The organism is Kribbella qitaiheensis (assembly GCF_014217565.1).
Classification (GTDB): Bacteria; Actinomycetota; Actinomycetes; order Propionibacteriales; family Kribbellaceae; genus Kribbella; species Kribbella qitaiheensis_A.
The window spans coordinates 3,162,072-3,186,061 of record NZ_CP043661.1; the positions used below are offsets into that span (position 1 = coordinate 3,162,072).

The 23,990-nt window shown below is 68.7% G+C and carries 28 protein-coding genes and 2 pseudogenes; 23 read left to right on the plus strand and 7 right to left on the minus strand.

All coding sequences use genetic code 11. From position 1 onward, the window contains the following. Window positions 1-7 precede the first annotated feature (7 nt). The 3 genes and pseudogenes from F1D05_RS40210 to tuf all read left to right on the plus strand — a co-directional run bounded on the left by F1D05_RS40210 (window position 8) and on the right by tuf (window position 2,477). Window positions 8-691, plus strand: coding sequence for a hypothetical protein (locus F1D05_RS40210; protein ID WP_246486695.1), 684 nt, complete (start codon window positions 8-10; stop codon window positions 689-691). 60 nt (window positions 692-751) lie between these two features. Next, a pseudogene (locus F1D05_RS14510) lies at window positions 752-964 on the plus strand (serine hydrolase); the annotation flags it as partial. A 325-nt stretch (window positions 965-1,289) separates the two neighbouring features. Beyond that, on the plus strand, window positions 1,290-2,477 hold the full coding sequence (tuf, locus tag F1D05_RS14515; protein ID WP_185448188.1) for an elongation factor Tu: 1,188 nt from the start codon (window positions 1,290-1,292) through the stop codon (window positions 2,475-2,477). A 34-nt stretch (window positions 2,478-2,511) separates the two neighbouring features. Here the strand turns inward: tuf and F1D05_RS14520 are convergent, their stop codons facing one another. The 4 genes and pseudogenes from F1D05_RS14520 to F1D05_RS14530 all read right to left on the minus strand — a co-directional run bounded on the left by F1D05_RS14520 (window position 2,512) and on the right by F1D05_RS14530 (window position 4,452). Then, the gene (locus tag F1D05_RS14520; protein WP_246486696.1) at window positions 2,512-3,162 is read right to left on the minus strand and encodes a sigma factor-like helix-turn-helix DNA-binding protein; all 651 of its coding nucleotides are present in this window, start codon (window positions 3,160-3,162) and stop codon (window positions 2,512-2,514) included. 160 nt (window positions 3,163-3,322) lie between these two features. Continuing rightward, window positions 3,323-3,379 (minus strand): annotated as a pseudogene (locus tag F1D05_RS40215) (hypothetical protein); the annotation flags it as partial. A gap of 105 nt (window positions 3,380-3,484) precedes the next feature. Continuing rightward, the gene (locus tag F1D05_RS14525) at window positions 3,485-3,742 is read right to left on the minus strand and encodes a DUF4031 domain-containing protein (protein ID WP_185448189.1); all 258 of its coding nucleotides are present in this window, start codon (window positions 3,740-3,742) and stop codon (window positions 3,485-3,487) included. Continuing rightward, entirely contained in the window at window positions 3,739-4,452 is a 714-nt protein-coding gene (locus tag F1D05_RS14530; RefSeq protein WP_185448190.1) for a copper homeostasis protein CutC, read from the minus strand. Before F1D05_RS14530 ends, F1D05_RS14525 begins: the two co-directional genes overlap by 4 nt. Before the next feature lie 124 nt (window positions 4,453-4,576). Here F1D05_RS14530 and F1D05_RS14535 point away from each other — a divergent pair, with 124 nt between their 5' ends. The 6 genes from F1D05_RS14535 (at window position 4,577) to F1D05_RS14560 (ending at window position 8,811) form a co-directional block, all read left to right on the plus strand. Next, complete coding sequence (locus tag F1D05_RS14535) at window positions 4,577-5,614, plus strand: LacI family DNA-binding transcriptional regulator (RefSeq protein WP_185448191.1); 1,038 nt, start codon at window positions 4,577-4,579, stop codon at window positions 5,612-5,614. 93 nt (window positions 5,615-5,707) lie between these two features. Then, window positions 5,708-5,932, plus strand: a complete 225-nt coding sequence (locus F1D05_RS14540) for a hypothetical protein (RefSeq protein WP_185448192.1) — start codon at window positions 5,708-5,710, stop codon at window positions 5,930-5,932. 89 nt (window positions 5,933-6,021) lie between these two features. Beyond that, on the plus strand, window positions 6,022-6,366 hold the full coding sequence (locus F1D05_RS14545; RefSeq protein ID WP_185448193.1) for a hypothetical protein: 345 nt from the start codon (window positions 6,022-6,024) through the stop codon (window positions 6,364-6,366). 116 nt (window positions 6,367-6,482) lie between these two features. Further along, the gene (locus tag F1D05_RS14550) at window positions 6,483-6,857 is read left to right on the plus strand and encodes a hypothetical protein (protein WP_185448194.1); all 375 of its coding nucleotides are present in this window, start codon (window positions 6,483-6,485) and stop codon (window positions 6,855-6,857) included. After that, entirely contained in the window at window positions 6,854-7,288 is a 435-nt protein-coding gene (locus F1D05_RS14555; RefSeq protein ID WP_185448195.1) for a hypothetical protein, read from the plus strand. The genes F1D05_RS14550 and F1D05_RS14555 overlap by 4 nt, the downstream gene beginning before the upstream one ends. Continuing rightward, window positions 7,285-8,811: a multicopper oxidase family protein gene (locus F1D05_RS14560; RefSeq protein ID WP_185448196.1), complete on the plus strand. Its 1,527-nt coding sequence runs from the start codon at window positions 7,285-7,287 to the stop codon at window positions 8,809-8,811. The genes F1D05_RS14555 and F1D05_RS14560 overlap by 4 nt, the downstream gene beginning before the upstream one ends. On the opposite strand, the gene F1D05_RS14565 is transcribed toward F1D05_RS14560, so the two are convergent. Next, window positions 8,808-9,299, minus strand: coding sequence for a Clp protease N-terminal domain-containing protein (locus F1D05_RS14565; RefSeq protein WP_185448197.1), 492 nt, complete (start codon window positions 9,297-9,299; stop codon window positions 8,808-8,810). The two genes, F1D05_RS14560 and F1D05_RS14565, sit on opposite strands and share 4 nt — an antisense overlap. Continuing rightward, window positions 9,299-9,529, minus strand: a complete 231-nt coding sequence (locus tag F1D05_RS14570) for a hypothetical protein (RefSeq protein ID WP_185448198.1) — start codon at window positions 9,527-9,529, stop codon at window positions 9,299-9,301. Before F1D05_RS14570 ends, F1D05_RS14565 begins: the two co-directional genes overlap by 1 nt. A 121-nt stretch (window positions 9,530-9,650) precedes the next feature. Between F1D05_RS14570 and F1D05_RS14575 the strand changes: the two genes are divergently transcribed. Genes F1D05_RS14575 through F1D05_RS14590 form a run of 4 tightly spaced genes read left to right on the plus strand, consistent with a single transcriptional unit; the run spans window position 9,651 to window position 11,681 of the window. Then, window positions 9,651-9,989, plus strand: a complete 339-nt coding sequence (locus F1D05_RS14575; RefSeq protein ID WP_185448199.1) for an ArsR/SmtB family transcription factor — start codon at window positions 9,651-9,653, stop codon at window positions 9,987-9,989. Next, window positions 9,986-10,468 carry an SRPBCC family protein gene (locus tag F1D05_RS14580; protein ID WP_185448200.1) on the plus strand — a complete coding sequence of 161 codons (483 nt, stop codon included), beginning with the start codon at window positions 9,986-9,988 and terminating at the stop codon, window positions 10,466-10,468. The genes F1D05_RS14575 and F1D05_RS14580 overlap by 4 nt, the downstream gene beginning before the upstream one ends. Then, entirely contained in the window at window positions 10,465-11,070 is a 606-nt protein-coding gene (locus F1D05_RS14585; RefSeq protein WP_185448201.1) for a dihydrofolate reductase family protein, read from the plus strand. The genes F1D05_RS14580 and F1D05_RS14585 overlap by 4 nt, the downstream gene beginning before the upstream one ends. Before the next feature lie 2 nt (window positions 11,071-11,072). Beyond that, entirely contained in the window at window positions 11,073-11,681 is a 609-nt protein-coding gene (locus tag F1D05_RS14590; protein ID WP_185448202.1) for a dihydrofolate reductase family protein, read from the plus strand. Here the strand turns inward: F1D05_RS14590 and F1D05_RS14595 are convergent. Then, a complete protein-coding gene (locus F1D05_RS14595; protein ID WP_246486697.1) occupies window positions 11,650-12,333 on the minus strand; it encodes an aminoacyl-tRNA hydrolase in 684 nt (227 codons plus the stop codon). The genes F1D05_RS14590 and F1D05_RS14595 overlap by 32 nt on opposite strands. Before the next feature lie 102 nt (window positions 12,334-12,435). Here F1D05_RS14595 and F1D05_RS14600 point away from each other — a divergent pair, with 102 nt between their 5' ends. The 10 genes from F1D05_RS14600 (at window position 12,436) to F1D05_RS14645 (ending at window position 23,974) form a co-directional block, all read left to right on the plus strand. After that, a complete protein-coding gene (locus tag F1D05_RS14600; protein WP_185448203.1) occupies window positions 12,436-13,227 on the plus strand; it encodes a thymidylate synthase in 792 nt (263 codons plus the stop codon). After that, window positions 13,224-13,679 (plus strand): dihydrofolate reductase, encoded by a 456-nt coding sequence (locus F1D05_RS14605; protein WP_185448204.1) that lies wholly within the window; start codon window positions 13,224-13,226, stop codon window positions 13,677-13,679. Before F1D05_RS14600 ends, F1D05_RS14605 begins: the two co-directional genes overlap by 4 nt. 151 nt (window positions 13,680-13,830) lie before the next feature. Next, complete coding sequence (locus F1D05_RS14610; protein ID WP_185448205.1) at window positions 13,831-15,087, plus strand: toxic anion resistance protein; 1,257 nt, start codon at window positions 13,831-13,833, stop codon at window positions 15,085-15,087. 46 nt (window positions 15,088-15,133) lie between these two features. Beyond that, the gene (locus F1D05_RS14615; RefSeq protein WP_185448206.1) at window positions 15,134-15,724 is read left to right on the plus strand and encodes a hypothetical protein; all 591 of its coding nucleotides are present in this window, start codon (window positions 15,134-15,136) and stop codon (window positions 15,722-15,724) included. Next, the gene (locus F1D05_RS14620; RefSeq protein ID WP_185448207.1) at window positions 15,721-17,220 is read left to right on the plus strand and encodes an AAA family ATPase; all 1,500 of its coding nucleotides are present in this window, start codon (window positions 15,721-15,723) and stop codon (window positions 17,218-17,220) included. The genes F1D05_RS14615 and F1D05_RS14620 overlap by 4 nt, the downstream gene beginning before the upstream one ends. Then, complete coding sequence (locus tag F1D05_RS14625; RefSeq protein WP_185448208.1) at window positions 17,217-18,542, plus strand: hypothetical protein; 1,326 nt, start codon at window positions 17,217-17,219, stop codon at window positions 18,540-18,542. Before F1D05_RS14620 ends, F1D05_RS14625 begins: the two co-directional genes overlap by 4 nt. Then, window positions 18,539-19,495 carry a glutamate ABC transporter substrate-binding protein gene (locus F1D05_RS14630; RefSeq protein ID WP_185448209.1) on the plus strand — a complete coding sequence of 319 codons (957 nt, stop codon included), beginning with the start codon at window positions 18,539-18,541 and terminating at the stop codon, window positions 19,493-19,495. The genes F1D05_RS14625 and F1D05_RS14630 overlap by 4 nt, the downstream gene beginning before the upstream one ends. After that, window positions 19,492-20,658: a hypothetical protein gene (locus tag F1D05_RS14635; protein WP_185448210.1), complete on the plus strand. Its 1,167-nt coding sequence runs from the start codon at window positions 19,492-19,494 to the stop codon at window positions 20,656-20,658. The genes F1D05_RS14630 and F1D05_RS14635 overlap by 4 nt, the downstream gene beginning before the upstream one ends. After that, a complete protein-coding gene (locus tag F1D05_RS14640; RefSeq protein WP_185448211.1) occupies window positions 20,655-22,922 on the plus strand; it encodes a serine/threonine-protein kinase in 2,268 nt (755 codons plus the stop codon). The genes F1D05_RS14635 and F1D05_RS14640 overlap by 4 nt, the downstream gene beginning before the upstream one ends. Further along, window positions 22,919-23,974 (plus strand): PP2C family serine/threonine-protein phosphatase, encoded by a 1,056-nt coding sequence (locus F1D05_RS14645; RefSeq protein WP_246486698.1) that lies wholly within the window; start codon window positions 22,919-22,921, stop codon window positions 23,972-23,974. The genes F1D05_RS14640 and F1D05_RS14645 overlap by 4 nt, the downstream gene beginning before the upstream one ends. The last annotated feature ends 16 nt before the right edge of the window (window positions 23,975-23,990 follow it).

Below are 23,990 nucleotides of genomic sequence, written 5' to 3' on the forward strand. Positions count from 1 at the left end.
TCACGCCGTGGTGCGCGGACTCGACCTGACGAACGGCAAGCAGCGCTGGGAGGTCGACCTGGGCATCCGGTTCGATCTGAGCACCGAGCTGGACCCGACGACGTGGGTAGGCGACATGGTGGCCGTCCCCGACAGTCGTGAGGTGTCCGGGCTGGTGTGGACCGGCGCGGCCGGCGGGACGCTCTACCAGTGGGCCGTGGACGTCGGCGAAGGCCGCGTCTCGTGGACCTCGCCAATACCCGGTACGCCGCGACCGCGACTCGGGACGTCCTCGTGCGACGCACAGTTGACGGCAACTCACGCGTCCCTCGTCCTGGTCACCTGCAGGACCACCAACGAGCCCGGCGAAGTACAGAACTACGATGTGTCGGCCGTGAGCCCGGCGGACGGCACTACGCAGTGGCACCACCTGCTGCCGGTGCCGCCGAAGCTGCAGCGGCCCGAGTACCCGCGGGACGGCTTCGGGATGCTGCCGGACGGCCGCGTGGTCACCTTGATGCCACAGCCCGACGGCACCTGCTCGCCCATCATGGTCGGCACCACCGGCATCCTGTCCCGCCCGATCGTGGCCGGTCCGACAGCGGCATCGGTCGCGGACACCAAGAAGGTCACCTGCGACAAGCCGGCGGTAACAGTCGCCGACGGCCGCCCCATCTTCTCCGACAACACCCGCCTCTTCGCCTTGAACTAGCCTCTTGTCACATGCGTCGAGCCGTAGCGATCTCCGTACTGTTCCTGCTGACCGCTGGTTGCGCTGATCCGGGCCGGCGTCCCAAAGTCCTGGAAGGTCGGCGACAGGACGGGCGGCGCCGGCTACGGCACCCGCAACGACATCGCCGTCGTCTGGCCGCCCGGCCGTGCCCCCATCGTCCTGGCGATCATGTCCAGCCGCTCGACCGTCGACGCGAAGTACGACGACGCCCTGATCGCCGCCGCCGCCGAGCTGGTGGTCCCGCAACTCTGATTCCGGTCACGGCGCGGGAATTCCGTTGCCGGGGGCAGCGTTGAGCTCTACCGTGATGACTATGTTCCGCGTGGATTCCGCTGCGTTCCTGTCAGGCCTATGCCTGCCAGGCGCTGCCGCGTGGGCATCAGAAGATCTGTTCACCGGCGCGCGAAGCCGACCCTCCTCCTGCTGAAGCAGGACCCGCGGAGGAGGGTGGCACGGCAAACCGGCCCCCTTCCACCGCAGTAAATACTGTGACCGCAGTACGAAACTGCTGTGTCGAAGGTGCGTGCCGGGGGTCCTGGCTCTGACTAATCTTCTGACCAGCAAGGGAAAACGCATCATGGCCAAGAGCCAGTTCGTGCGGACCAAGCCGCACCTCAACATCGGAACCATGGGCCACGTGGACCATGGCAAGACCACGCTGACCGCCGCGATCACCAAGGTGCTCGCCGAGCGCGACCCGGGCGTCAACCGCTTCGTCGCGTTCGACGGGATCGACCGGGCGCCGGAGGAGGTCCAGCGCGGGATCACCATCAACATCTCGCACGTCGAGTACGAGACCGCCAACCGGCACTACGCGCACGTCGACATGCCCGGGCACGCCGACTACGTGAAGAACATGATCACCGGCGCCGCCCAGGTGGACGCCGCGATCCTGGTCGTGTCGGCGCAGGACGGCGCCATGCCGCAGACCCGTGAGCACGTGCTGCTCGCGCAACGCGTCGGAGTGCCGTACCTGGTGGTCGCGCTGAACAAGGCGGACGCCGTCGACGACCCCGAACTGCTCGACCTGGTCGAGCTGGAGGTCCGGGAGTTGCTGTCGGAGTACGGCTTCCCGGGTGACGAGGTGCCGGTGATCCGCGTTTCCGGCCTGCGCGCGCTCGAGGGCGACCCCGAGTGGAGCAAGGCGATCGTCGAGTTGCTGGACGCGGTCGACGAGTACGTGCCGGTGCCGCCGCGTGAGCTGGGCGAGCCGTTCCTGATGCCGATCGAGAGCGTGCTCACCATCAGTGGGCGCGGCACGGTCGTCACCGGTGCGGTCGAGCGCGGCTCGCTGCGTGTCGGCGACGCCGTCGAGGTGGTGGGTCTCGGCCCGACCGTCGCGAGTGTGGCGATCGGGATGGAGACGTTCGGCAAGTCGCTGGAGTCCGCGGAGGCGGGCGACAACGCCGCCGTACTGCTGCGTGGCATCAAGCGCGACGAGGTCCGTCGCGGCCAGGTGGTGGTGCTGCCGGGCAGCGTGCGGCCGCACCGGAAGTTCCGGGCGCAACTGCACGCGCTGTCGACGGCCGAGGGCGGCCGGCACACGCCGTTCGCCGCGGACTACCGGCCGCAGTTCTACTTCCGTACGACGGACGTGTCCGGTGGCATCGACCTCGGTGAGATCACCCTGGTGATGCCCGGCGACACGATCGAGCTCGGCGTGGAGCTGGCCAAGCCGGTGGCGATGGACGTCGGCCTCGGCTTCGCCGTCCGCGAAGGCGGCCACACGGTCGCCGCCGGCACGGTGACCGAACTGCTCGACTAAAAGAAGGCCCCCGCCGCCGGCGGGGGCCTTCTCGTCATTCGGTCCAGGGACGCAGCTTCTCCGGGTTCCGGATCGCCCAGAGGTGCTTGACCCGGTTGTCGACGATGTCGAAGGCGAAGACCGTGACGGTCACGCCGTTCTGCCGGCCGATCAGACCTGGCTGACCGTTGACCGTGCTCTCGGCGAGTTCGAGGTCTCCGGCCCGCTCGGCGAGGTCCACGAGGAAACGGGCGATCGTCTCGCCGCCCTCGATCGGCTGGAGGAAGGCCTGGACCAGGCCGCCGCCGTCCGCGATCGAGGTGGCGTCCGGGTCGAGCAGGCCGATCAGCGCGCCGATGTCCTTGGCCTCCCAAGCCTGCTTGAAATCTCTGACGATGCCGACCTGCTGAGCGGTCGGGGTCACCGGAGCATCCGCGGCGCGGATCCGCCGACGGGCCGACGTGGCCAGCTGACGGCACGCTGCCGGCGTACGGCCGACGATCTCCGCCACTTCCTTGAAGGGATAGCGGAAGACGTCGTGCAGGACGAACGTCACCCGCTCCGCCGGCGTCATCGACTCGAGTACGACGAGGAACGCCATGTTGATCGACTCGTCGAGCGTGATCCGGTCGGCCGGATCGGAAGGCGTCCGCGAGCTGGCCCACTCCGTCCCGCCGGGCAGCGGCTCCGGAATCCACTCGCCCACGTACTTCTCCCGCCGGGCCCGCGCCGACCCGAGCAGGTCGAGACAGATCCGGCTGGCAACAGTCGTCAGCCAGGCGCCGGGGCGAATGGATCGCCTCCTGCTCCTCCCGCGACATCGCATACCAACGCGCATACGTGTCCTGTACGACGTCCTCCGCGTCCACCAGCGAGCCCAGCAACCGGTAAGCGACGTTGATCAGCTGCCGCCGCTCACTCATGATCGCGCTCAAACCCGGATCAGACTCTGTACTACTCACCCTGTCGGCTCCCTCGCACCCGGCTGCTCTCACCCACTCGACGAGATACGGCTCCTGAATGTGAGGTCAGGTGCCTTTGCGGTGGCGGAGGCCGGAGTTGATCAGGCGGCGGACCAGGTCGCGGCTGGCGACCGGGGTGGCGCCGGCCGCGATCAGTTCGTCGTACTTGTCGGACGGTACGTCGTAGTGGTCCCGGTCGAAGGCGCGAGCCGGGATACCTGCCTGGCGGGCGAAGGCATGCAACTCGTCGAGGGATTCGTCGCTGACCAGATGGGACCAGACCCGGTCCCAGCCCGGCCAGACCGGCGGGTCGATCAGGATCACGCGTTCTGTCCCTTGCTGTCCTGGGCGTCCAGCAGATTGCGCCAGGCCCGGACGAAGCGGGAGTTCACGTACGCCTTGGTCCACGAGCCGTCCTGTCGGACCGACGAGCCGACGTGGAAGCGCCGTACGCCGGCGCCGTACAGCCAGGGCACGTGTTCGGCCTGGAGCGAGCCGCCCGCCATCATCACCTTCGCCACCTGCGGGTCCTCCTTGGCCAGCCCGGTGAGGTCGTCCAGTCCGTGGCCGACCCCCAGTGACGAGCCGGCGGTGAGTACGCAGTCCAGGCCGGGCAGGCTGCGCAGCGCGCGCCAGGCAGGCCGTTGCTCGAGCACCGCGTCGATCGCCCGGTGGAACGTCCACGGCGTACCGGCGAAGGTGCTCGCCAGCGCCGCGACGGACTCGGTGTCGACCTGGTTGTCCGGGGTCAGGAAGCCGAACACGAACCCGTCCGCGCCGGCCGACAGGTACGACTGGGCCATCGCGGTCAGCCGGTTCAGCTCGGCCCCGTTGGTTCCGAACGTGTCCGTCAGGCGCAGCATCACCCGCAACGGCAGATCCGTCACCCGGCGGATCGCGCTCACCGTCGACACCGACGGGCACAGCCCCGAGGCTTCCATCGAGGCGCACAGCTCCAGCCGGTCCGCGCCACCCTCCTGAGCCGCTTCCGCATCGGCCGGATGCAGAGCGATGACCTCCAGCAACGAACCCATGCAGGACATCATCCTGCATCGCCCCACCCGGCCCGGCCAGAAATAGCTGTTGCACTCTCCGAAGACCTTCTGTATCGTTTTTCTAGAACGATTTAGAAGAACGATTCAGAAGAGAGGCAGGACGATGGCTCCCTCAGTCACCATCAAGACCGTGGCGCAGGCCGTCGGGGTGTCGCCGTCGACCGTCTCCAACGCCTACAACAAGCCCGGCCAGCTGTCCGGCGCACTCCGCGACCGGATCCTGGCCAAGGCCCAGGAGCTCGGGTACGCCGGCCCGGACGCCTCGGCCCGCGCGCTGCGCAGCGGCAAGGCCGGCGCCGTCGGCGTGCTGTTCACCGACAAGCTCGCCTACGCCTTCTCCGATCCGTACGCCGTCGGCTTCCTCGCGGGCCTGGCCGAGGTCGCCGAGGAGTTCGTCACCAGCCTGCTGCTGATGCCGCTCAGCTCGTCCGACATCGAGGGCGGCGCCAACGCGGTCCGGCAGGCCTCGATCGACGGCGCCGCGATCTTCTGCGTCGCCACCGGCCACCCCGGCCTCGACATGCTCGGCAAGCGCGGTATCCCGACCGTCTCGACCGCCCGCGACGCCGACCCGAAGTCGTCCTGGGTCGCGATCGACGAGCAGGAGGCCGCCGCCAAGCTCGGCCACCACCTGGCCCGGCTCGGCCACTCCGACCTGGTCGTGCTGGTCGACAACACCGAGGCCCCCGGCAGCCGGCCGGTGGAGCTCACCTTCGACGAGGTCGGGTGCAACGACTGCGAGTGGCGGATCCGTGGCCTGCAGCGGGAATTGCCAGGCGCCCGGATCAGGCTGGTCTCGGGCGGCGCCAACGCCTTCAGTTCAGGGCTCCGGGGCGCCGAGTTGGTGCTCGACTCCCAGGACCGGCCGACCGCGATCATCGGCCTGAGCGACGTCCAGGCACTCGGCGCGATGGAGGCGATGAAGACCCGCCGACTGGTTCCCGGCCGGGACCTGACCGTGGTCGGCTTCGACGACATCCCCGCCGCCGAGACCGCCGGGCTGACCACGATCCGGCAGCCGATCAAGGACAAGGGCCGGACGGTCGGCCGGGTCCTGCTCGACCCCGAGTTCACCGAACACCAAGTCCTGCTGCCGACCGAGCTGATCGTCCGCTCGAGCAGCGGTCCCGCACCGCACTGACCGCATAAATCCACAGGTCCGACCACGGCCGTCCGGCCGCTGGTTCTGATCACTGTGCCATCACAAAGCTCACCGGAAGGGAGCAGCACGACCATGACTTACTTCATCGCCGGCAACACCGCAGTGGAGAACGCGAGGTCTCTCGCCCAGTCCGCCCTACCGAACGCTCCCCAGGAGGAGTACTACGAGCCGGCACCCCGTCGCTCGTACGCCGTCCGCGCCGGCCTCGGCGCGATGCTTCGCAAGGCGGCGGCCCACGAGCTCAAGCTCGCGGACCGGATCGCCCCGCGGTCACACTGCGAACCGGCCTCCGGCTGACTCCTGGAACAGACCTCTCCCGAGGCGACCGGACCCCACGCCGACCAGGCGTGGGGTTTTGTCGGTTCCGTCTGGCACCCTGAAGGGCGATGAGTGAGCCCGGGATCCTGCTGACGGCCCGCGCGATGGTCTTGCACGACCTGGCCGCGCGGGGATTCGACGACGCCGTGATGGTGTCCCTGCTCGAGGACGTGGTGGCCGGCCGGCAGTGGTGGCTCGACCAGTGGCCCGACGGCGCCGAGCACATCGCCGGCCTGGTCGCCCAGGACCTGCAGGACCGGCTGGTCGACTCCGGCATCCGCTGGCCGCGCTGTACGGCGTGCGACGACCTGAACGACCACGAGCTTCGGATCGAGCCCGAGCTCGGCCCCGATCCGCACTGGGTCTGCGAGCGCGCCGGCATCATCGTCTCCCCCCTCGGCAACCTGACCTGACCTCCCCTCCGGCCGCACCCCGAGCGCCCCACTCGGGGGCTTCGGCCTGCCCGGCCGGGGTCTTCTCGGGAATATCCTGTCGCGCTACATGTAGACAAGCTACTAGTATGATCGACATGAAGTCCCTGGCAGTCCTCAGGGTGGTCGCGCTGACGCATGCCGTCGCGGTCTGCCTGCAACCCGTGCTCGCGGGTTCCTATCTGAACGGTTCGGGCACCGCGGTGCGGATCCATGAACCGATCGGCCTGAGTGTGGCGTTCCTCTGCCTCGGCCAGTTGCTGATAGCAACGATGTGGTGGCGGGGCGGCGGCCGCGGCCGGGCAGTCCTGCTGACGGCCGGGATCCTGGTCGCCGAGGTGGTCCAGGTCAGCATGGGATACACCCACAACCTGGTCCTGCACATCCCCCTCGGCATCGCCCTGGTCGGCAGCACCATCGCCTTCGCCGTCTGGATCCGCCGTACGACGAGAAGCCAGGCGGTGGCCGCATGACACAAGAGGTCCAAACACCCAGCCGACAGCCCGTACGACGTCCGCGCGTCTCCTTGTGGGCGTTTCGCCTCGTGCTGTTGCTCCACATGTGCCTTGTCGTCGCCCAACCGGTGATGGCCGGCTACTACCTCTCCGGTGACGCCGATGCGATGAACGTGCACAGCCCGATCGGCTCGACGCTCTGGATGCTTTGCATGCTCCAGTTCGTGGTCGCCCTGCTCTACTGGCGACCGGGCGGCGGCCGGCTGTGGCCTGCGGGCATCACGCTCGCGCTGTTCTTCGCCGAGTTCCTCCAGATGATCTTCGGGCATTCGCAGCAGCTCGCGATCCACGTGCCGCTCGGCACGGCCATCGTCGTCGGCGTCGTAGCCCTGACCAGCTGGTCCTTCCGCCCGAGCGCTCGCCACGGCCGCCTGGAGGTAACGCAATGAGGCTGTCCCGCCGAACGTTCCTGACTGTTGCCGGTGGCACCGGCCTGGCCGCGACCCTGGCTGACTGCGGCCTGGAGTTATCCCCCGGCCAGACGGCCGAACTGCTGCACAGCGAGGTCCCGCTACCGGAGCCCTTCAAGGTGCCGCTGCCGATCCCGCCAGTGAAGAAGCCGGTGCGGACCGAGGCTGATGGCGACTACTACCGGGTTGTGCAGAAGAGGGCGAGCCTGGAGATCCTGCCTGGCCTGCGAACCGAAGTACTGGGGTATGACGGACTGTTCCCCGGCCCGACCTTCGACGTACGCAGCGGGCGGACCACTGTGATCGAGCAGGTCAACCAACTCGACGTACCGACCGTGGTGCACCTGCATGGCGGTCACACTCCAGCTGCGAGTGACGGTTGGCCGTTGGATCTCCTGCTGCCGAACGGCGGTCACCACGAGCACATGGATCACATGGACACGGGCGGTGGCGACCAGAAGACCGGCAGTCGCACGTACACGTATCCGAACACCCAGCGAGCCGCCGCGCTCTGGTACCACGATCACCGGATGGACTACACCGCCCCGCAGGTCTACCGCGGGCTCGTCGGTCTTCATTTGATTCGCGACGACGAGGAGGACGCGCTGCCGTTGCCGCGCGGCGATCGCGAGATCCCGCTGGTGATCGCGGATCGCGCCTTCGCGGCCGACGGATCATTCCGCTACCCCGCCGCCAAGAACGGCCCTGGCGTCGAATCGGCTTACATGGAAGGCGTTATCGGCGATGTCGTCCTGGTCAACGGTGCGCCGTGGCCGGTCCTCGAGGTGGCGGCCGCGAAGTACCGGTTCCGGATCTTGAACGCCTCGAATGCCCGGCGGTACGAGCTGGCACTCGATCCCGGACAGCCGCTGATCCAGATCGGAAGCGACGGCGGGCTGCTCGGCGCACCGGTCGAGCACGACAGTCTGGTGGTCGCGCCGGCCGAGCGGTTCGACGTGGTCGTGGACTTCTCGAAGTACCAGCCGGGCACCGAGGTCACCCTGCTGAACAAGCTTTCCAAGGACCGCACCGGCCAGGTGATGCGCTTCCGGGTCACCGCCAAGGCCGCCGACGACACGAGCATCCCGAGCAAGCTCTCGTCGTACGCCGCGGTGCCCGAACCGGCCGGCGTGGTCCGCCGCAAGTGGGCCTTCCGCCGGGGCGACGCCGGTGGCCATACCGGCTGGACGATCAACGGCAAGGCATTCGATCCCGAGGTGATGCAGGCCGAGGTGAAACTCGATCAGTACGAGATCTGGTCGTTCGTCACCGACGTCCACCACCCCGTACACGTCCACCTCGCACCCTTCCAGGTGCTACGCCGCGGCGGCAAGAAGCCCGGCCCGTACGACGCGGGCTGGAAGGACACCGTCGACATCCGGCCTGCCGAGGTCGTCGAGGTCCTGGTCAGATTCACCGCCCACAAGGGCAAATACCTGATTCACTGCCACAACCTGGAGCACGAGGACATGGCCATGATGGCCGCCTTTCGTACCAGCTAACGCACTTCCTCGCCGGCGAGCCATTGGACCCGGATCAGGAGAGCCGGCCGGTCGATGCCTGCCAGGTCGAGTGCACGGGCGACCCGGCCGAGGTCGGTGTCGAGAATGCCGACGAGGATGTGGGCGGCGGTCAGCCGGTTGGCGCCGAGTCTCTTGGCCTTCTCAGCAGCGCGCTTGAGTACGAGCTTGGCCGATTCGCCGAACTTCGGCTGCCTGCCGCGATCAGGCGTTGCCGGGGGCAACTCCGCGACCGCGACGGCGATCCCGGCGACAGCCAACGTGCCCTCCCACTCACGGTCGAGCGCGGCGCGGATCGCCTCCCTGGTCAGGCCGGCCTCGGCCAGCAACTCGGCCACGCGACCTCCAGGCTGGCGGGCCAACCCGAGCAGCACGTGCTCCGCCTCGATGGCGGCCGAACCGTCCAGCGCCGCCTCCTCGCGGGCATCCTGGACCAGGACCGTGCGGACATCCTTCAACTTGGTCGTCATCAACGCCTCCTCAGGGCGACACCCGCGGCGATCAGCCGCGCGGCGTGTTTCTTGTGAACGGCCTGCCGGGTGACTCCCAGCACCTCAGCCACGTCGGACCAGCTCCAGCCGGTCCGCATCGCTTCCTCCACCTGGCTGTCCTCCAGCCGGTCGGCCAGCCGGCGCAGCGCCACCGCGGCCGCCAGGCCGGCGCCGGGATCCGTGGGATCCGTCAGCTTCTCCGTCGTCATACAAGCAACTTAGGTTGACATCTTTGGATTGTCAACCAAAGTTGCTAACCCGCCTCTTGACCGATCGCCCGCACCTGCCTATATTCAACACATCAGTTGATCAACGGAATGGTTGATAAAGATGTCGGTTGATGATGAACAACTCGACCGGGGCTTCACGGCCCTCGGTGATCCGGTCCGCCGGGCCCTGATCGCGCGGCTGTCCCGCAGCGAAGCGACGGTGAACGAACTGGCCGAGCCGTTCGGCATCACCAAGCAGGCGATCTCGCGGCACCTCCAGGTGCTCGAGGCCGCCGGCCTGATCACCCGCAGCCGCGACGGCCAACGCCGGCCGTGCCATCTCAACCCCGCCGCACTCGAGGCGCTGACGAGCTGGATCGACAGCTTCCGGCTGATCTCGGAGCGCCAGTTCCGCCGTATCGACGCCGTCCTCGAAACCGTGAAGGAGCAAGACTCATGAACACCAACCCGACCACCATCACCGCCGCACCCGGTACGCCGTTCGTCGAGGTGACCCGTGACTTCGACGCCACTCCGGCCCAGCTGTTCAAGGTCTCCACCGATCCGGACCTAATCGCCCAGTGGCTCGGCCCGCGCGAACTCGAGGCCGAGGTCGTCGAGTACGACGTCCGTCCCGGCGGCCGCTACCGCTATATCCACCGCGATGCCGACGGCAACGAGTACGCCTTTCGCGGGGTCTTCCACACCGTCGAGCAGGACGCCTTGGTGATCCAGACCTTCGAGTGGGAAGGCGCCCCCGGCGAGGTCTGCCTCGAGCGGGCCACCTACACCAAGACCGACACCGGCGTCCGCCTGCACACCCAGTCCGTCTTTCCCTCCGTCGAGAGCCGGGACGCGGCAGTCCAGAGCGGCATGGAGCACGGCATCCGCGACTCCTACGACCGCCTCACCGAACTCCTCGCCGGCGGTGCGGCATGAGCCGGGTGATCGTCGACATCTCGATGTCGCTGGACGGCTATGTCACCGGGCCCAACGCCGGTCTCGGCAACGGCCTCGGCGACGGCGGGATGCCGCTGCACGAATGGGTCCACCACGGCGCTGCCGAGGACCGCGCCATCCTGGACGCCGCCTTCGAGCGGACCGGCGCGCTCGTCCAGGGCCGGAACCTGTTCGACGTCATCGACGCTCCGGGCGGCTGGTCCGACGAGACGGGCGACGTCACCGGGCCGTCCGGCGAGGCGAATCCGCCGGTGTTCGTGGTCACCCGCTCCGCGCCGGCGCAGACCCGGCTGGGCGACCGTTTCCGCTTCGTCACCGACGGAGTGGCGAACGCAGTCGAGCAAGCGCTCGAAGTTGCCGATGGCAAGGATGTCGTGGTGATGGGCGGCGGCCAGATCTGTCACGAGGTGCTCGCGGCCGGACTGGCCGACGTCCTACTGGTGCACGTGGCAAACGTCGTACTCGGCGCCGGGACCCGCCTGTTCCCGGCCGAACCATCCGAATCCGTCCACCTGGAGCTGACCGAGTCGATCTCGACCCCGGCAGCCCAGCACCTCACCTACCGGGTGGTGAAGAAGTAGCCATGGGCAACGTCATCGCAAGCGCCGCCGTCTCGCTTGACGGTTTCGTCGCCGACACCACGGACGCGGTCGGTCCGCTGTTCGACTGGTACAACAACGGAACAGTGGAGGTCTACGGCACCGACCAGGGCCGCCCGTTCCACGTCAGCCAGGCCAGCGCCGACTACCTGAACTCGACCTGGCCGAACATCGGCGCCTGTGTGATCGGCCGGCACCTGTTCGACATCACGAACGGCTGGCACGGCGTGCCCGCGGTCGGCGACCACGTCTTCGTCGTCACCCACGAGCCTCCGACCGGCTGGCCGTTCCCCGATGCCCCGTTCACGTTCGTCGACGGAATCGAAGAGGCGATCGCCCAGGCCAAGGCCTTCGCCGGTGACCGCGACGTCTCCCTCACCGGCGGCAACCTCGCCGGCCAAGCACTAGCGGCAGACCTGGTCGACGAGATCGCCTACAACCTCATCCCGGTCGTCTTCGGCACCGGCATCCCCTTCTTCGGCACCTACCCCGGCCCGCAACGCCTCCTCGACAACCCCACCATCGTCCAGGGCGACCGCGTCACCCACCTCCACTACCGCGTCAGCCGCGAAGAACAGGATGGTCGGCGATGACCGTGTAGCTGCCGGGGTCGATCTCGGTGAAGCCTGCGTCTTGTACTACGGGGAGGCCGCTGGCGAGGAGGGTCGCCCAGTGCGCGGCGGACGGCGTACGGACTGACAGGACGAAGTCGGATTCGCGCCAGAGCTTGCGGGCCTCGTCGGAGAGGTCGAACCAGGCGAGCTGGGCGGCGTGACCGCATTGGGCCATCGCCTTACCGGCCGACATCTCCAGCTCAGGGTTCAGCCAGAGGACCGGCTCCGTGAGGTCCGGCTCGGACGGCGGCTCGGGGTCCTCCAGCGAAGTACCGGAGACCTGGAGCTTGAGGAGTTCCTTCGGCCAGCCGTCGAGCGGGATCGGCGGATAGACCCGTACTTCGGCGGTCGCACCGGTCACCGTGATCCCGGGCAACTCGGTCGCCTTCCGCCACTCGCCACCGCGCGCACGGCGGACGACCTTCCGGATCCGCGCGTCCTGCCAGGCCTCCATCGCCTCGGCCCACACACCCTCACCGGTCGACCGCTCAGCCGCCAGGATCATCAGCACCGCCCGCGCAGCCGTCTCCAGCGCATCGGTGAACCCCGGCGGCTCGACCTTCTCCAACCGCACCACCATCGGCAACACGTACTGAGGCGCCTCGTCCCGCGCATCCATCACTTCGCTCACCCCTGCAGTGTCCCAGCCGCCCGCGACCGCTCAGCGGACACGTCGTACGACGCACGTCGTGCCGCCCCGAGTGCCCCTGCCGGCGACTGTTAGTTTTGCGGCATGCGGCAGTATCTGGAGCTTCTCGACCACGTCCTGACCAACGGTGTCGAGAAGGGGGACCGGACGGGAACCGGCACGCTGAGCGTGTTCGGGCACCAGGCGCGGTACGACCTGAGCGCCGGGTTCCCCGCGGTGACCACGAAGAAGCTGCATCTGCGGTCCGTGGTCGGCGAGCTGATCTGGTTCCTCAGCGGCTCCACGAACGTGAAGTGGCTGCACGAGAACAACATCAGCATCTGGGACGAGTGGGCCGACGCGAACGGCGAACTCGGGCCGGTCTACGGCTACCAGTGGCGCTCCTGGCCGACTCCGGACGGGCGGCAGATCGACCAGATCGCGGCCGTGATCGAGTCGATCAAGCAGAACCCGAACTCGCGCCGTCACATCGTCAACGCGTGGAACGTGGCCGACGTGGACGGGATGGCGCTGCCGCCGTGCCACACGATGTTCCAGTTCTACGTCGCCGATGGCCGGTTGTCCTGCCAGCTCTACCAACGGTCGGCCGACATCTTTCTCGGCGTACCGTTCAACATCGCGTCGTACGCGCTGCTCACGCACATGGTCGCCCAGCAGACCGGTCTCGAGGTCGGTGACTTCGTGCACACCCTCGGCGACGCGCATCTCTACCTGAACCACCTCGACCAGGCGAAGCTGCAGCTGACCCGCGAGGCGCGGCCGTTGCCAACGCTGGAGCTGGCCAGGCGCGACTCGATCGACTCGTACGAGATCGCCGACGTGCAGCTGGTCGGGTACGACCCGCACCCGGGGATCAAGGCGCCCATCGCGGTATGACCATCATCCTGATCGCCGCGATCGGCGCGAACGGCGTGATCGGCCGCGACAACGACCTGCCCTGGCGGATCCGCGAGGACCTGCAGCACTTCAAGCAGCTCACCCTCGGCCACACGCTGGTGATGGGCCGCAAGACCTACGACTCGATCGGCCGCCCGCTGCCGGGCCGCCGTACGGTCGTCGTCACCCGCCAGCCCGACTGGTCCGCCGACGGCGTGGAGGTCGTCCACACCGTCGAGGAAGCCCTCAAGTCCGACGGCGACATCTATGTGGCCGGCGGCGGCGAGATCTACCGCCAGGCACTCCCGTACGCCGACCGCCTGGAGCTGACCGAGGTCGACCAGTCCCCCGACGGCGACGTCACCTTCCCGGCCTTCGACCGCTCCGAGTGGTCCGAGACCGCCCGTACGCCGAACCCCGGCTTCACCTTCGTCACCTACGACCGCACCTGATCCCGGGCGCACCCTCGCGGTGCCCTGGTCACGGATCGGGGAAGGTTCCACTCAGTCGACCGGGAACCGGTTAGATTGTGTGCGCGTCACGGAGTGTGTGACAGGGGACGCGGGCGCCGGCCCGCGAGTAGGCCACCGGAGGGGAACGACGATGACCGAAGCTGACAACCCGCAAGCCGCCGCCGCACAAGCTGCGCCTGTGCAGGCACCGCTTGCGCCGCCGACAGCTACCGCGCCTGGACTGATACTGACCGCGCCCGAGCCGACACAGCCTGTCGCCGCGACCGCCGCGCCGAGCCTGGCGCCCGCGGTCGACCCGGCCGCGCTGCCGGGGCTGGACTCCAAGGTCGACACGTTCCTGACCTCGCTGATGACGGCCGCGCCGCGCTCACCCGAGTTCGCGCAGAAGGCCGGCGATGTCCGGAGCATGGGCGACGTCGACATCCGGCACGCGGCGGAGAGCTCGAACCGGCTGCTGCAGTCGCCGGTGAAGGCGCTGAGCAGCGGCGGCCTGTCCGAGGGATCGACGGTCGGCAAGACGCTGCTGGACCTTCGCCGTACGGTCGAGAACCTGGACCCCAAGGAAGCGACCGGGGCCAAGAAGCTGCTCGGGATGATCCCGTTCGGGGACAAGATCGAGGACTACTTCCGCAAGTACCAGAGCGCCCAGAGCCACCTCGAAGGGATCCTGCACTCGCTCCGCGACGGCCAGGACGAGCTCGGCAAGGACAACGCCGCGCTGAACATGGAGAAGCAGCAACTCTGGGACGCGATGGGCCGGCTGAACCAGTACGTGTACGTCGCCGAGCGCCTCGACGCCCGGCTGTCCGCGACGATCGCCGAGCTGGAGACGACCGACCCGGACAAGGCCCGCGCGCTCCGCGAGGACGTGCTGTTCTACGTCCGGCAGAAGCACCAGGACCTGCTCGTCCAGCTGGCGGTGTCGATCCAGAACTACCTGGCCATCGACATCGTGATCAAGAACAACATCGAGCTCATCAAGGGCGTCGACCGCGCCTCCACCACGACCGTCTCCGCACTCCGTACGGCGGTCATCGTGGCGCAGGCCCTCGGCAACCAGAAGCTGGTGCTGGACCAGATCACCGCGCTGAACACGACCACCAGCGGCATGATCGAGCGGACCTCGCAGATGCTGCGGGACAACTCGGTCGCGATCCAGCAGCAGGCCGCGTCGGCGACCATCGGGCTGCCCCAGCTGCAGGCGGCGTTCGCGAACATCTACGCCACGATGGACGCGATCGACACCTTCAAGGTGCAGGCGCTCGACAACATGGCCGCCAGCATCGGCACGCTGGAGAACGAGGTGACCAAGTCCCGCAGTTACCTGGAGCGGGTGGCCAAGCAGGACCAGCGGGTCGTCGCCGGCACCCTCGACCTCGGCCGCTAGATCACCAGAGCGCAAGAGCACAAGACAAGAGAGCGGGATCGGCTGGATGGCATTGGGTGACTTCTTCGCGCGGCTGACCGGCCGCAAGGCGGAGCCCGAGCCTGCCCCGATCCCGCGCGCTCCGACCAATGACGATCTGCTCGCGGCGCTGGTCCGGGTCGAGCAACTGGTCGCCGACGGCGCCGTACCGGCCGTCGTCGCGTCCAGGGTCGGCCGGGTGGTGCGGATCGTCCGGGAGACCATCCCGCGGCTCGGCAACCTCGGCGGCAGCATGCAGGCCTACAACGTGATGGCAACGGCGACGGACTACCTGCCCGAGGCCATCGGTGGGTACCTGCGCCTGCCGCGGCAGTGGGCGGACAGCCGGCCGGTGGACCGCGGTAAGACCTCGCTGATGATTTTGATCGACCAGTTGGACCTGCTGGGCGCGACGATGGACAAGGTGTTCGACGCGGTGAACCGGGCCGACGCGGCCGCGCTCATCGCTCATGGCCGGTTCCTGCAGGAGAAGTTCGGGACCGGCTCGACCGGGGGCAGTCTTGCTCTCGGCGAGACACCGTCGACGCAGGCACCTTCGATACCGGAGCCGCCAGGAGCAGGGCCACTACAACCACCGCCAGGTCGAGGAGGGGCATGAGCAGCGCGGGGGGTACTTCGCTGCAGGACGCACTGTCGGCCCTGCTGTCAGTAGCTGCACGTGCGGGTGTGCCGGAAGCGGCTGCCCGAGCAGAGGGACTGTCACTCGCTGCCGCACTGGCCGAGTCAGCGCCTGGCGCTTCGGCCGATTGGGCCGCCGTGACACCCGGTGCCGGCACCCAGGACTTCTTCGACGCCGCTGTGCGTGGCCGGAGATGGCGCGGCGCACCAACGGCCGTGCTGACCGACCTGGTCGCGCAGGGATCAGCAGAGAAGATCCCGTACGCCGAGGCGCTGGCCGAGCTGGCCTCCGCGGCCTGCAATCTCGGTGAGCCGACCATGCGGGTCATCGGCAACGCCTCGGTCGCCGCGGCCGCGCAGCTCCAAGCAGCAGGCGCCCGGCAACTCCAGGTTGGCAACCCAGTCGGCACCAACCCGCTCGGCACCAGCCCGGTCGCAAGCCCAGCCACCAGCGCGCCTGCCGCCGCAGTACAGACAGAAGCCACGCCGGCTGTCGAGGCGGCTCCGGCTGAGCCAGAGCGCACAGTAGAAGAGCTACTGGCCGAGCTGGACGAGCTGACCGGCCTGGCGACCGTCAAGCGCGAGGTGCACCGGCAGGTCGCCGTACTGCGGGTCGAGAAGCTCCGCGCCGAAGCAGGACTCAAGAGCCCGACCATCACCCGGCACCTCGTATTCGTAGGCAATCCCGGGACAGGCAAGACCACTGTCGCGCGGCTGGTCAGCGGCATCTACAAGGCACTCGGTCTGCTCTCCAAGGGCCAGCTGGTCGAGGTCGACCGCTCCGAGCTCGTCGCCGGGTATCTGGGTCAGACCGCGACCAAGACGGCCGAGGTGGTGGCGTCCGCAGCCGGTGGAGTGCTCTTCATCGACGAGGCGTACAGCCTGACCGCAGGCGAGCTGGGCGCCGACCAGTACGGGCGGGAAGCCGTCGACACGCTGGTCAAGGAGATGGAGGACCGGCGCGACGATCTGGTCGTGATCGTCGCCGGCTACCCCGAGCCGATGGAGAACTTCATCTCGGCGAACCCCGGGCTGGCCAGCCGGTTCCGGACCACGATCGCGTTCGACGACTACACCGACGCCGAGCTGACCGACATCCTGACCGGGCTGGCCGCGGCGGCGGACTACGAGCTGACGCCGCACGCGCTGGACCAGTTCACGGTGATCCTCGCCTCCACAAGGCGGGACCGCTCGTTCGGCAACGGCCGCTACGCCCGGAACATGCTGGAGGCCGCGATCGGCCGGCATGCCTGGCGCCTTCGCGACGTGACGGCACCGACGACCGACCAGCTGCGTCAGATCCGTCCCGAAGACCTGACCGACGAACCAGCCGAACCGACCGAACCAGCCGAGTCGACCGATCCAGCTGAGCCCGCCGACGCAGCTGAGCCGGCCGGGCCGGCGGAAGCAGTCGAACCCACTGAGCCAGTCGAGCCTGAGCAGTCGGCCGGGCCCGAGCAAGAGGAGCAGGCGTGACCCAAACAACGAGCGCGCCCCCAGCCACCTGGTCGCCGCCGGCTCCACCGCCAGTGGCGATTGCCGGTACGCCGCGGCGCACGACCCCCGGCGGCGCGCTCCAGGCCTGGTTCGCCGGTACGCCGGGCCGGATGCGCACCGTACTCCTCCTGTCCGCAGCAGTGGCCGTGTTGTTCGGCCTGGCCGCGGCACAGGGATTCAGTGAGTCCGACGGTGCCCTGAAGCGGGCAGAGGCCAACACGTCCCAGTTGGTCCGGATCCAGGCGATCCACACCAACCTGGTCAGCGCCAACGCCGACGCCACCAACGCTTTCCTGGTCGGCGGCCTGGAGCCACCCGCGCAGCGGCAGCACTTCGTCGACTCGATGGCGCAGGCCTCCAAGCTGATCGCCGAAGCAGCCACCGCACAGCCCGCTGACCAGGCGGTGCTCGGCCAGCTCAACGCGACTCTGTTGACCTACCAGGGTCTGGTCGAGCAGGCCCGCGCCAACAACCGGCAGGGCCTGCCGATCGGCTCGCAGTACCTGAAGGACGCGAGCGCCGCTCTGCAGAACGACTCGCTGCCGCTGCTGAACGCGCTGGTCTCGGCCAACGAGGACCGCGTCGGCACGGAGTTCAACGGGATCGGCAAGGGCAATCTCTGGCTGATCGTCGGCGGCCTGATCACCCTGCTGGTGCTCGGCTTCGCCCTGTACTGGCTGGCAAAGCGGACCCACCGCTACCTGAACATGCCGATTGCGGCCGCTGCCGCACTGGTGCTGCTGACGATGCTGGTCGGCGGTACGGCGCTGTCGGGTGCGAGCAAGGACGCCAAAGACACTCGCGGCCACGCGTACGCCGACACGCTGGCGCTGTCCCGCGCCCGCATCGCGGCGTACGACGCCAAGTCGAACGAGAGCCTCACCTTGATCGCACGTGGCTCGGGTGACGCCTTCGACAAGGCCTGGGGCGTGTCGGCCAAGGAGGTCGACAAGCAGCTCGCCATCGTTGCGGCCACCGCTCCCGAACTGCAGGGCCCCTGGACGCAGTACAAGACCGTCCACACAACCATCCGCGACCTGGACAGCAAGCAGGGCAAATGGGACGACGCGGTGAAGGTGTCGGTCGGCAAGGCCCCCGGCCAGAACGCCGCGACCACCTTCACCGCCTTCGACAAGGGCTCCGCAGCAAGCCTCGACGCGACCGGTAAGAAGGTCGGCAGCGAATTGTCCGACGCCCGCAACGGCCTGCCACCGATCGGCTGGCTGGGGCTGCCGATCGGTATCGTCGCCGCACTGCTCGTGGCCTGGGGCATGTCCCAGCGACTGGGGGAATACCGATGAAGAAGCAGCTGATCGCGGCCGGTGCCGCCGCCACCCTGTTGGCACTGACGGCTTGTGGCTCCAGCAGCTACGAGGCGACGCCGCTCCCGACCAAGCCGGCTCCGACCACGACGACCCCGGGCCCGGCCAAGCCGCCGGTCACCTGTGCCAACCCGTTGGCCTCCTATGCGCCGGAAGGCGCGCTGCCCGCACCTGATCAGCTTCCGGCCGGCTCCTACCTGGCGAAGATCAAGGAGCGGGGCCGGCTGATCGCCGGTGTGTCTGCCGACAGCCTGCACCTGGGTTCCCGCAACCCGATCACCGGAACCATCGAGGGCTTCGACATCGACATGATCACCGCGGTCGCGAAGGCGCTCGGCGTCGGGGTCGAGCTGCGCGTCATCTCCAGCCCGCAACGGCTCCCGGTGATCATCGACGGTTCGGTCGACATCGTCGCGCGCAACATGACCATCAACTGCGACCGTTGGACCCAGATCGCCTTCTCCGCCGAGTACTACCGCTCCGGTCAGAAGTCGCTGGTGCCGCTGGACTCCGGAGTGAAGAGCCTCGCCGATCTACCCAAGGGCACCACGATCTGCACCCCGACCGGCTCGACCAGCTACGCCAACCTACGCAAGAAGTTCCCGGAGCTGACCGCGGTCACCGCCGACACCGACGGTGGCTGCCTGGAGCTCTTCCAGCAGGGCAAGGCCTACGGCATCAGCGGTGATGACACCGTGCTGGCCGGCGATGCCGCGCAGGACCCGTACGCCGAGGTGATCAAGGGCGAGCGGTTCAGCGACGAGCCTTACGGCCTCGGTATGTCGCTCAAGAACCGTGACTTCGTCCAGTTCGTCAACAGCGTCCTGGAGCAGATGAAGACCGACGGACGCTGGAAGGCGTCGTACGACAAGTGGTTCGCGGCCGACCTGGGTCCCGCGCCGGCGCCGCCGAAGGCGGTCTACGGGCGATGACGGTTCGTACTCCGACGGCAGTCGCGCCGGCCCCACCAGGGCGGATCGGCAGCAGCATCCCGGCCAAGGATCTGCTGACGTTCCTCGATGCGCTCGGGACCTGGCGCGACCGTCGGCGGGCCGAGCTGGACGAGCTCGACCAGGCCGCTCTGCAAGCCGAGGACGCCGACTCCCTCAGCGGTGACGTCGTGCTGGCGATGGCGGTCTGGAAGGCAGCCTCGGACCGGTACGAGCTGATCCTGGTCACCTGGGACTCCGGCCGGGTCGGCGCGACCGAGACCGAGCGGATCTCGACGCTGATCTGGGGCGGCCTCGACACCGGTGGCGCGAGCGGCTCGCTCGCGGTTTCGTTGCCTGAGGCATGCACTTTGTCCGATGCATTGGCCGCCACCCTGCGGGCCAGGCTCGCGCTGGAGCCGGGCGACGCGGACCTCGCCGCGCGGCTCAGGCAGCTCCGGGCGCAGGTGGAGCGGATCAGCGACCTGGTAAAGAACGAGCCTGCGATCAGCCGGAACGCGGCGATCGCGAACCACCACGATCTGGACCGCCGGGTCACCGACCTGACCGATCGTGCCAAGCGTGGTGCGGATGTCGGCGGTCTGATCGGCTCGCTCGAGATGGATGCCGCCCGTACCGAGCGGGACCTGATCGTCGGCGGTGCTACCCGCCGGGAGCGCGCTGCCGATGTGGCTCGCGCCCGCGCAGTACGGACCGAGCTGGAGGCACAGGGAGCCGCAGTACGGGCTCTTGCCGATCGGTGCGTCGCTGCGGTCACCCCTGCGCCGCGCCTCGGCGTACCGGACGTCACCGCGCTCGGACCGGTGCCGAACACCGCTGCCGAGCTGGACAGGTACCTGAGCCGCCTGGACGCCGTACGGCGTGCGCTGGGTCAGGCCCAGACGGCGTACGGCGCTGCACTGGAACGCAGGGACGAACTGGCCGCTCGGCTCGATGCGTACCAGGTGAAGGCGGGCAGTCTTGCCCGGACCAGCGGAACCACCGAAGACCTTGCCGAGCTCTACCGGCGCGGCCACGACGTGATCGACACCGAACCAGTGAACCTGGTCCGGCTCGGCGCGCTCGTAGCGGCCTACCAGACCTATCTGGACACCAGTCTTGCCGCCGACCCACACTCCGGTCGCGCCACAGGAGGGACGACATGACGAACATCGCCTGCACCCAGCCGGGCTGCTCCGGCACGATCATGGACGGCTACTGCGACGTCTGCGGTTCACCCGCTCCATCGGGGGCGCTCAGCCCGTCCGCTGTCGCCGGTGCTCCCGACGTCGCCGCACCGGTCGTCCAAGAGCCGATCAGCTCGCCGTCGACCGTCTCGCGCGCCTCCAACCGGCTGGCCTCCACACCACTCGGCTCGGCCCGCGCGACCAAGGCCGGCTCGAAGCTGACCCGCCGACTCGGTACTTCGTCCACCCGGCTGCGCGGGGCGCGGCTCGGTGCCGGACTCACCACCGTGCCGCCGATCCCGGCGATCGACGCCGGCAAGGCGATCCTGGTCAACCCGATGGTCCCCGAGGACCGCCGGACCTGCCCGACCTGCGGTAACGCGGTGGGCCGGTCCCGCGGCGACCAGCCGGGCCGGACCGAGGGGTTCTGCCCGAAGTGCCGTAGCCCGTTCTCGTTCGCCCCGAAGCTGAAGGCGGGCGACCTGGTGGCCGGCCAGTACGAGGTCGCCGGCGCCCTGGCACACGGTGGTTTCGGCTGGATCTACATGGCCAGGGACCTCAACGTCTCCAAGCGCTGGGTCGTGCTCAAGGGCCTGCTGAACTCCGAGGACCCGGACGCCGTCGCGGCCGCGATCGCCGAGCAGCAGTTCCTGGCCCGGGTCGAGCACCCGCTGATCGTGGAGATCTACAACTTCGTCACCCACGAAGGCGCCGGCTACATCGTGATGGAGTACGTCGGCGGTACTTCGCTGAAGACCCTGCTCAAGCAGCGGATGGAGGCGAACGGCGGCCGGTACAACGCACTGCCGATCGACCAGGCGATCGCCTACCTGCTGGAGATCCTGCCCGCCTTCTCGTACCTGCACGACCTCGGCCTGGTCTACTGCGACTTCAAGCCGGACAACATCATCCAGGTCGGCGACGCGGTGAAGCTGATCGACATGGGCGGTGTCCGCCGGATCGACGACATGGACTCAGCGATCTACGGCACGGTCGGCTACCAGGCCCCGGAGGTCCCCGAGGTCGGTACGTCGGTTGCCTCGGACATCTACACCCTGGGCCGCACTCTGACCGTGCTGGCGATGGAGTTCCGCGGCTACCAGTCGACGTACCTGTCCTCACTGCCGCCCGTGGCCGACGTCCCGCTGTTCCAGCAGCACGACTCCGTGTACCGGCTGCTGCTGAAGGCTTGCGCCAAGGATCCGGCCGACCGCTTCGTGTCCGCCGACGAGTTCCGCGTCCAGCTGCTCGGCGTACTGCGTGAGGTGGTCGCGTCGCAGCAGACTAGTGGCGCTGCGCAGCACTCCGCGTCGTCGCTGCTGTTCGGCAGCCCGGGCGACCTCTCCGCCGGTCTGGGCGAGGCCGCTCCCCCGTGGATGCGGCTGCCCTCACTGCTGACGGACAACACCGACAAGCTGGCCGGCTGGCTGAAGACCGTGAGCGTCCCGGACCCGGCCGCGCGGCTGGAGTTGCTGGTCAACGCGCCGGAGCAGTCGCCCCAGGTGCTGCTGGAGATCGCACTGGCCGCGCTGGAGTCCGGCCAGTACGACATGGTCGACACGGCCGTGTCCGACCTGCTGGCCGAGGACCCGTGGGAGTGGCGTGCGGTCTGGATGTCCGGGCTGGTCGCCCTGGCTCGCGGTGACAACGCCGCCGCGCAGTCGGCCTTCAACGCCGTCTATGGTCAGGTCCCTGGCGAGCTGGCACCCAAGCTCGCACTGGCCCTGTCCTGCGAACTCAGTGGCGAGTACGACGTCGCCGAAGGGCTCTACATCACCTGCGCCCGCACCGACGCCAACTACATCGCACCGTCGGCGTTCGGCCTGGCCACCATCCGCTCTGCCCGCGGCGACCTGGACGGAGCGATCGCGGCGGTCGACCTGGTACCGCCGACCAGCGGCGCGTTCATCCGGGCTCGCCGCCAACGAGCCGGATTGCTGGCAGGATCAGGGCGTGGCCTCCCCGCTCTCGCGGAGGCCATGGGCAGTATCGAGGCGCTGACGATCGACCCGGCCGACCGGGCTCAACTGTCGGCGAACGTGTTCCGGATCGCGTTGGACGAAGTGCTCGGCAAGGGCCCGCAGCCGGGCCTGCATATCGCGGGGCATGCTGCTACCGAACCGGAACTGCGGGACGGCCTGGAGTCCGCCTACCGTGAGCTGGCCGGGCAAGCGCCCAGCCGGGAGGAACGGATCGCCCTGGTCGACCAGGCCAACGAGGTTCGAGGATGGACATTGCGATGACGAGTACGACCGGCACGACGAGCATGGCCTGCCCGAGTTGCGGCGGGCCGATCTCCGACGCCGACCGTTTCTGCGAGGCGTGCGGGGCCGAGTTGACCCCGACCACGCCAGTGCCGTCGGCGGCGATCGACACGGACACCGAGCCGACGGTCGAGTTGAATCCGTCGGCGCTGCCCGGCCCCTGTCGCTCCTGCGGCGGCAAGATCGGCCCCGACCAGTACTGCGAGACCTGTGGCACCAAGGCGACGAAGCCACGCGATCACTTCAGCGAGCAGCCGGCGCCTTGGGTCGGCGCTGTCTGTGACCGCGGGATCCGGCACAGCCGGAACGAGGACGCCGTAGCGATCTCTGCGGACCCAGAGCCCGGTAGTAGGGCGCAGTTGGTGGTCTGTGACGGCGTGAGCTCCTCGCTGGACTCCGACGTGGCCAGCCTGGCTGCCGCGCGCGCCGCCCGCGAAGTACTGGCTGCCGGTCACGCGCAAGGGATGGGAACCGAGTCGTCGCGGGTCAGTGCGGTGATTGCCCGGTTGAAGGCCTCAGCGGATGCCGCCAACGACGCAGTACTGGCCAACACCAGCCCGGACAGCCCGAATCCGGCTTCCTGCACGTTCGTCGTCGCAGTACTCGAAGGCGACCTGCTGGTGGCCGGAGTGGTCGGCGACAGCCGTGCCTATTGGTTCCCGGACAACGAAGAGGCTGTCGGGCTCACCGTCGACGACTCCTGGGCGGCCGAGCTGATCGCCACCGGCGTACCGCGGCACGAGGCCGAGACCGGCCCGCAGGCGCACGCCATCACCCGCTGGCTCGGCAAGGACGCACCCGACCACACGCCCCGGACCACCACCGTCAAGATCGGCGGCCCGGGCTGGCTGGTCGTCTGCTCCGACGGTCTGTGGAACTACTGCTCCGAGGCGGCACCACTGGCCGACCTCGTACGTCAGACCGCTGCGGCCAACCGTGGCGAGCCCCTGGCCACCGCTTCCGCACTGGTCGACTGGGCGAACGCCCAGGGCGGCCAGGACAACATCACCGTCGCACTGGCTCGTCTGTGACCGAGCGCCAGCACTG

Bases quoted from the DNA above. Each gene is read 5' to 3' on its own strand.
- F1D05_RS14620 (WP_185448207.1), top strand. From the start codon at position 15,721: ATGAGCAGCGCGGGGGGTACTTCGCTGCAGGACGCACTGTCGGCCCTG.
- F1D05_RS14605 (WP_185448204.1), top strand. From the start codon at position 13,224: ATGACCATCATCCTGATCGCCGCGATCGGCGCGAACGGCGTGATCGGC.
- F1D05_RS14610 (WP_185448205.1), top strand. From the start codon at position 13,831: ATGACCGAAGCTGACAACCCGCAAGCCGCCGCCGCACAAGCTGCGCCT.
- F1D05_RS14560 (WP_185448196.1), top strand. From the start codon at position 7,285: ATGAGGCTGTCCCGCCGAACGTTCCTGACTGTTGCCGGTGGCACCGGC.
- F1D05_RS14580 (WP_185448200.1), top strand. From the start codon at position 9,986: ATGAACACCAACCCGACCACCATCACCGCCGCACCCGGTACGCCGTTC.
- F1D05_RS14590 (WP_185448202.1), top strand. From the start codon at position 11,073: ATGGGCAACGTCATCGCAAGCGCCGCCGTCTCGCTTGACGGTTTCGTC.
- F1D05_RS14530 (WP_185448190.1), bottom strand. From the start codon at position 4,452: ATGGGTTCGTTGCTGGAGGTCATCGCTCTGCATCCGGCCGATGCGGAA.
- F1D05_RS14600 (WP_185448203.1), top strand. From the start codon at position 12,436: ATGCGGCAGTATCTGGAGCTTCTCGACCACGTCCTGACCAACGGTGTC.
- F1D05_RS14635 (WP_185448210.1), top strand. From the start codon at position 19,492: ATGACGGTTCGTACTCCGACGGCAGTCGCGCCGGCCCCACCAGGGCGG.
- F1D05_RS14555 (WP_185448195.1), top strand. From the start codon at position 6,854: ATGACACAAGAGGTCCAAACACCCAGCCGACAGCCCGTACGACGTCCG.
- F1D05_RS14565 (WP_185448197.1), bottom strand. From the start codon at position 9,299: ATGACGACCAAGTTGAAGGATGTCCGCACGGTCCTGGTCCAGGATGCC.
- F1D05_RS14570 (WP_185448198.1), bottom strand. From the start codon at position 9,529: ATGACGACGGAGAAGCTGACGGATCCCACGGATCCCGGCGCCGGCCTG.
- F1D05_RS14640 (WP_185448211.1), top strand. From the start codon at position 20,655: ATGACGAACATCGCCTGCACCCAGCCGGGCTGCTCCGGCACGATCATG.
- F1D05_RS14645 (WP_246486698.1), top strand. From the start codon at position 22,919: ATGACGAGTACGACCGGCACGACGAGCATGGCCTGCCCGAGTTGCGGC.
- F1D05_RS14630 (WP_185448209.1), top strand. From the start codon at position 18,539: ATGAAGAAGCAGCTGATCGCGGCCGGTGCCGCCGCCACCCTGTTGGCA.
- F1D05_RS14575 (WP_185448199.1), top strand. From the start codon at position 9,651: ATGTCGGTTGATGATGAACAACTCGACCGGGGCTTCACGGCCCTCGGT.
- tuf (WP_185448188.1), top strand. From the start codon at position 1,290: ATGGCCAAGAGCCAGTTCGTGCGGACCAAGCCGCACCTCAACATCGGA.
- F1D05_RS14585 (WP_185448201.1), top strand. From the start codon at position 10,465: ATGAGCCGGGTGATCGTCGACATCTCGATGTCGCTGGACGGCTATGTC.
- F1D05_RS14550 (WP_185448194.1), top strand. From the start codon at position 6,483: ATGAAGTCCCTGGCAGTCCTCAGGGTGGTCGCGCTGACGCATGCCGTC.
- F1D05_RS14535 (WP_185448191.1), top strand. From the start codon at position 4,577: ATGGCTCCCTCAGTCACCATCAAGACCGTGGCGCAGGCCGTCGGGGTG.
- F1D05_RS14615 (WP_185448206.1), top strand. From the start codon at position 15,134: ATGGCATTGGGTGACTTCTTCGCGCGGCTGACCGGCCGCAAGGCGGAG.
- F1D05_RS14540 (WP_185448192.1), top strand. From the start codon at position 5,708: ATGACTTACTTCATCGCCGGCAACACCGCAGTGGAGAACGCGAGGTCT.
- F1D05_RS14545 (WP_185448193.1), top strand. From the start codon at position 6,022: ATGAGTGAGCCCGGGATCCTGCTGACGGCCCGCGCGATGGTCTTGCAC.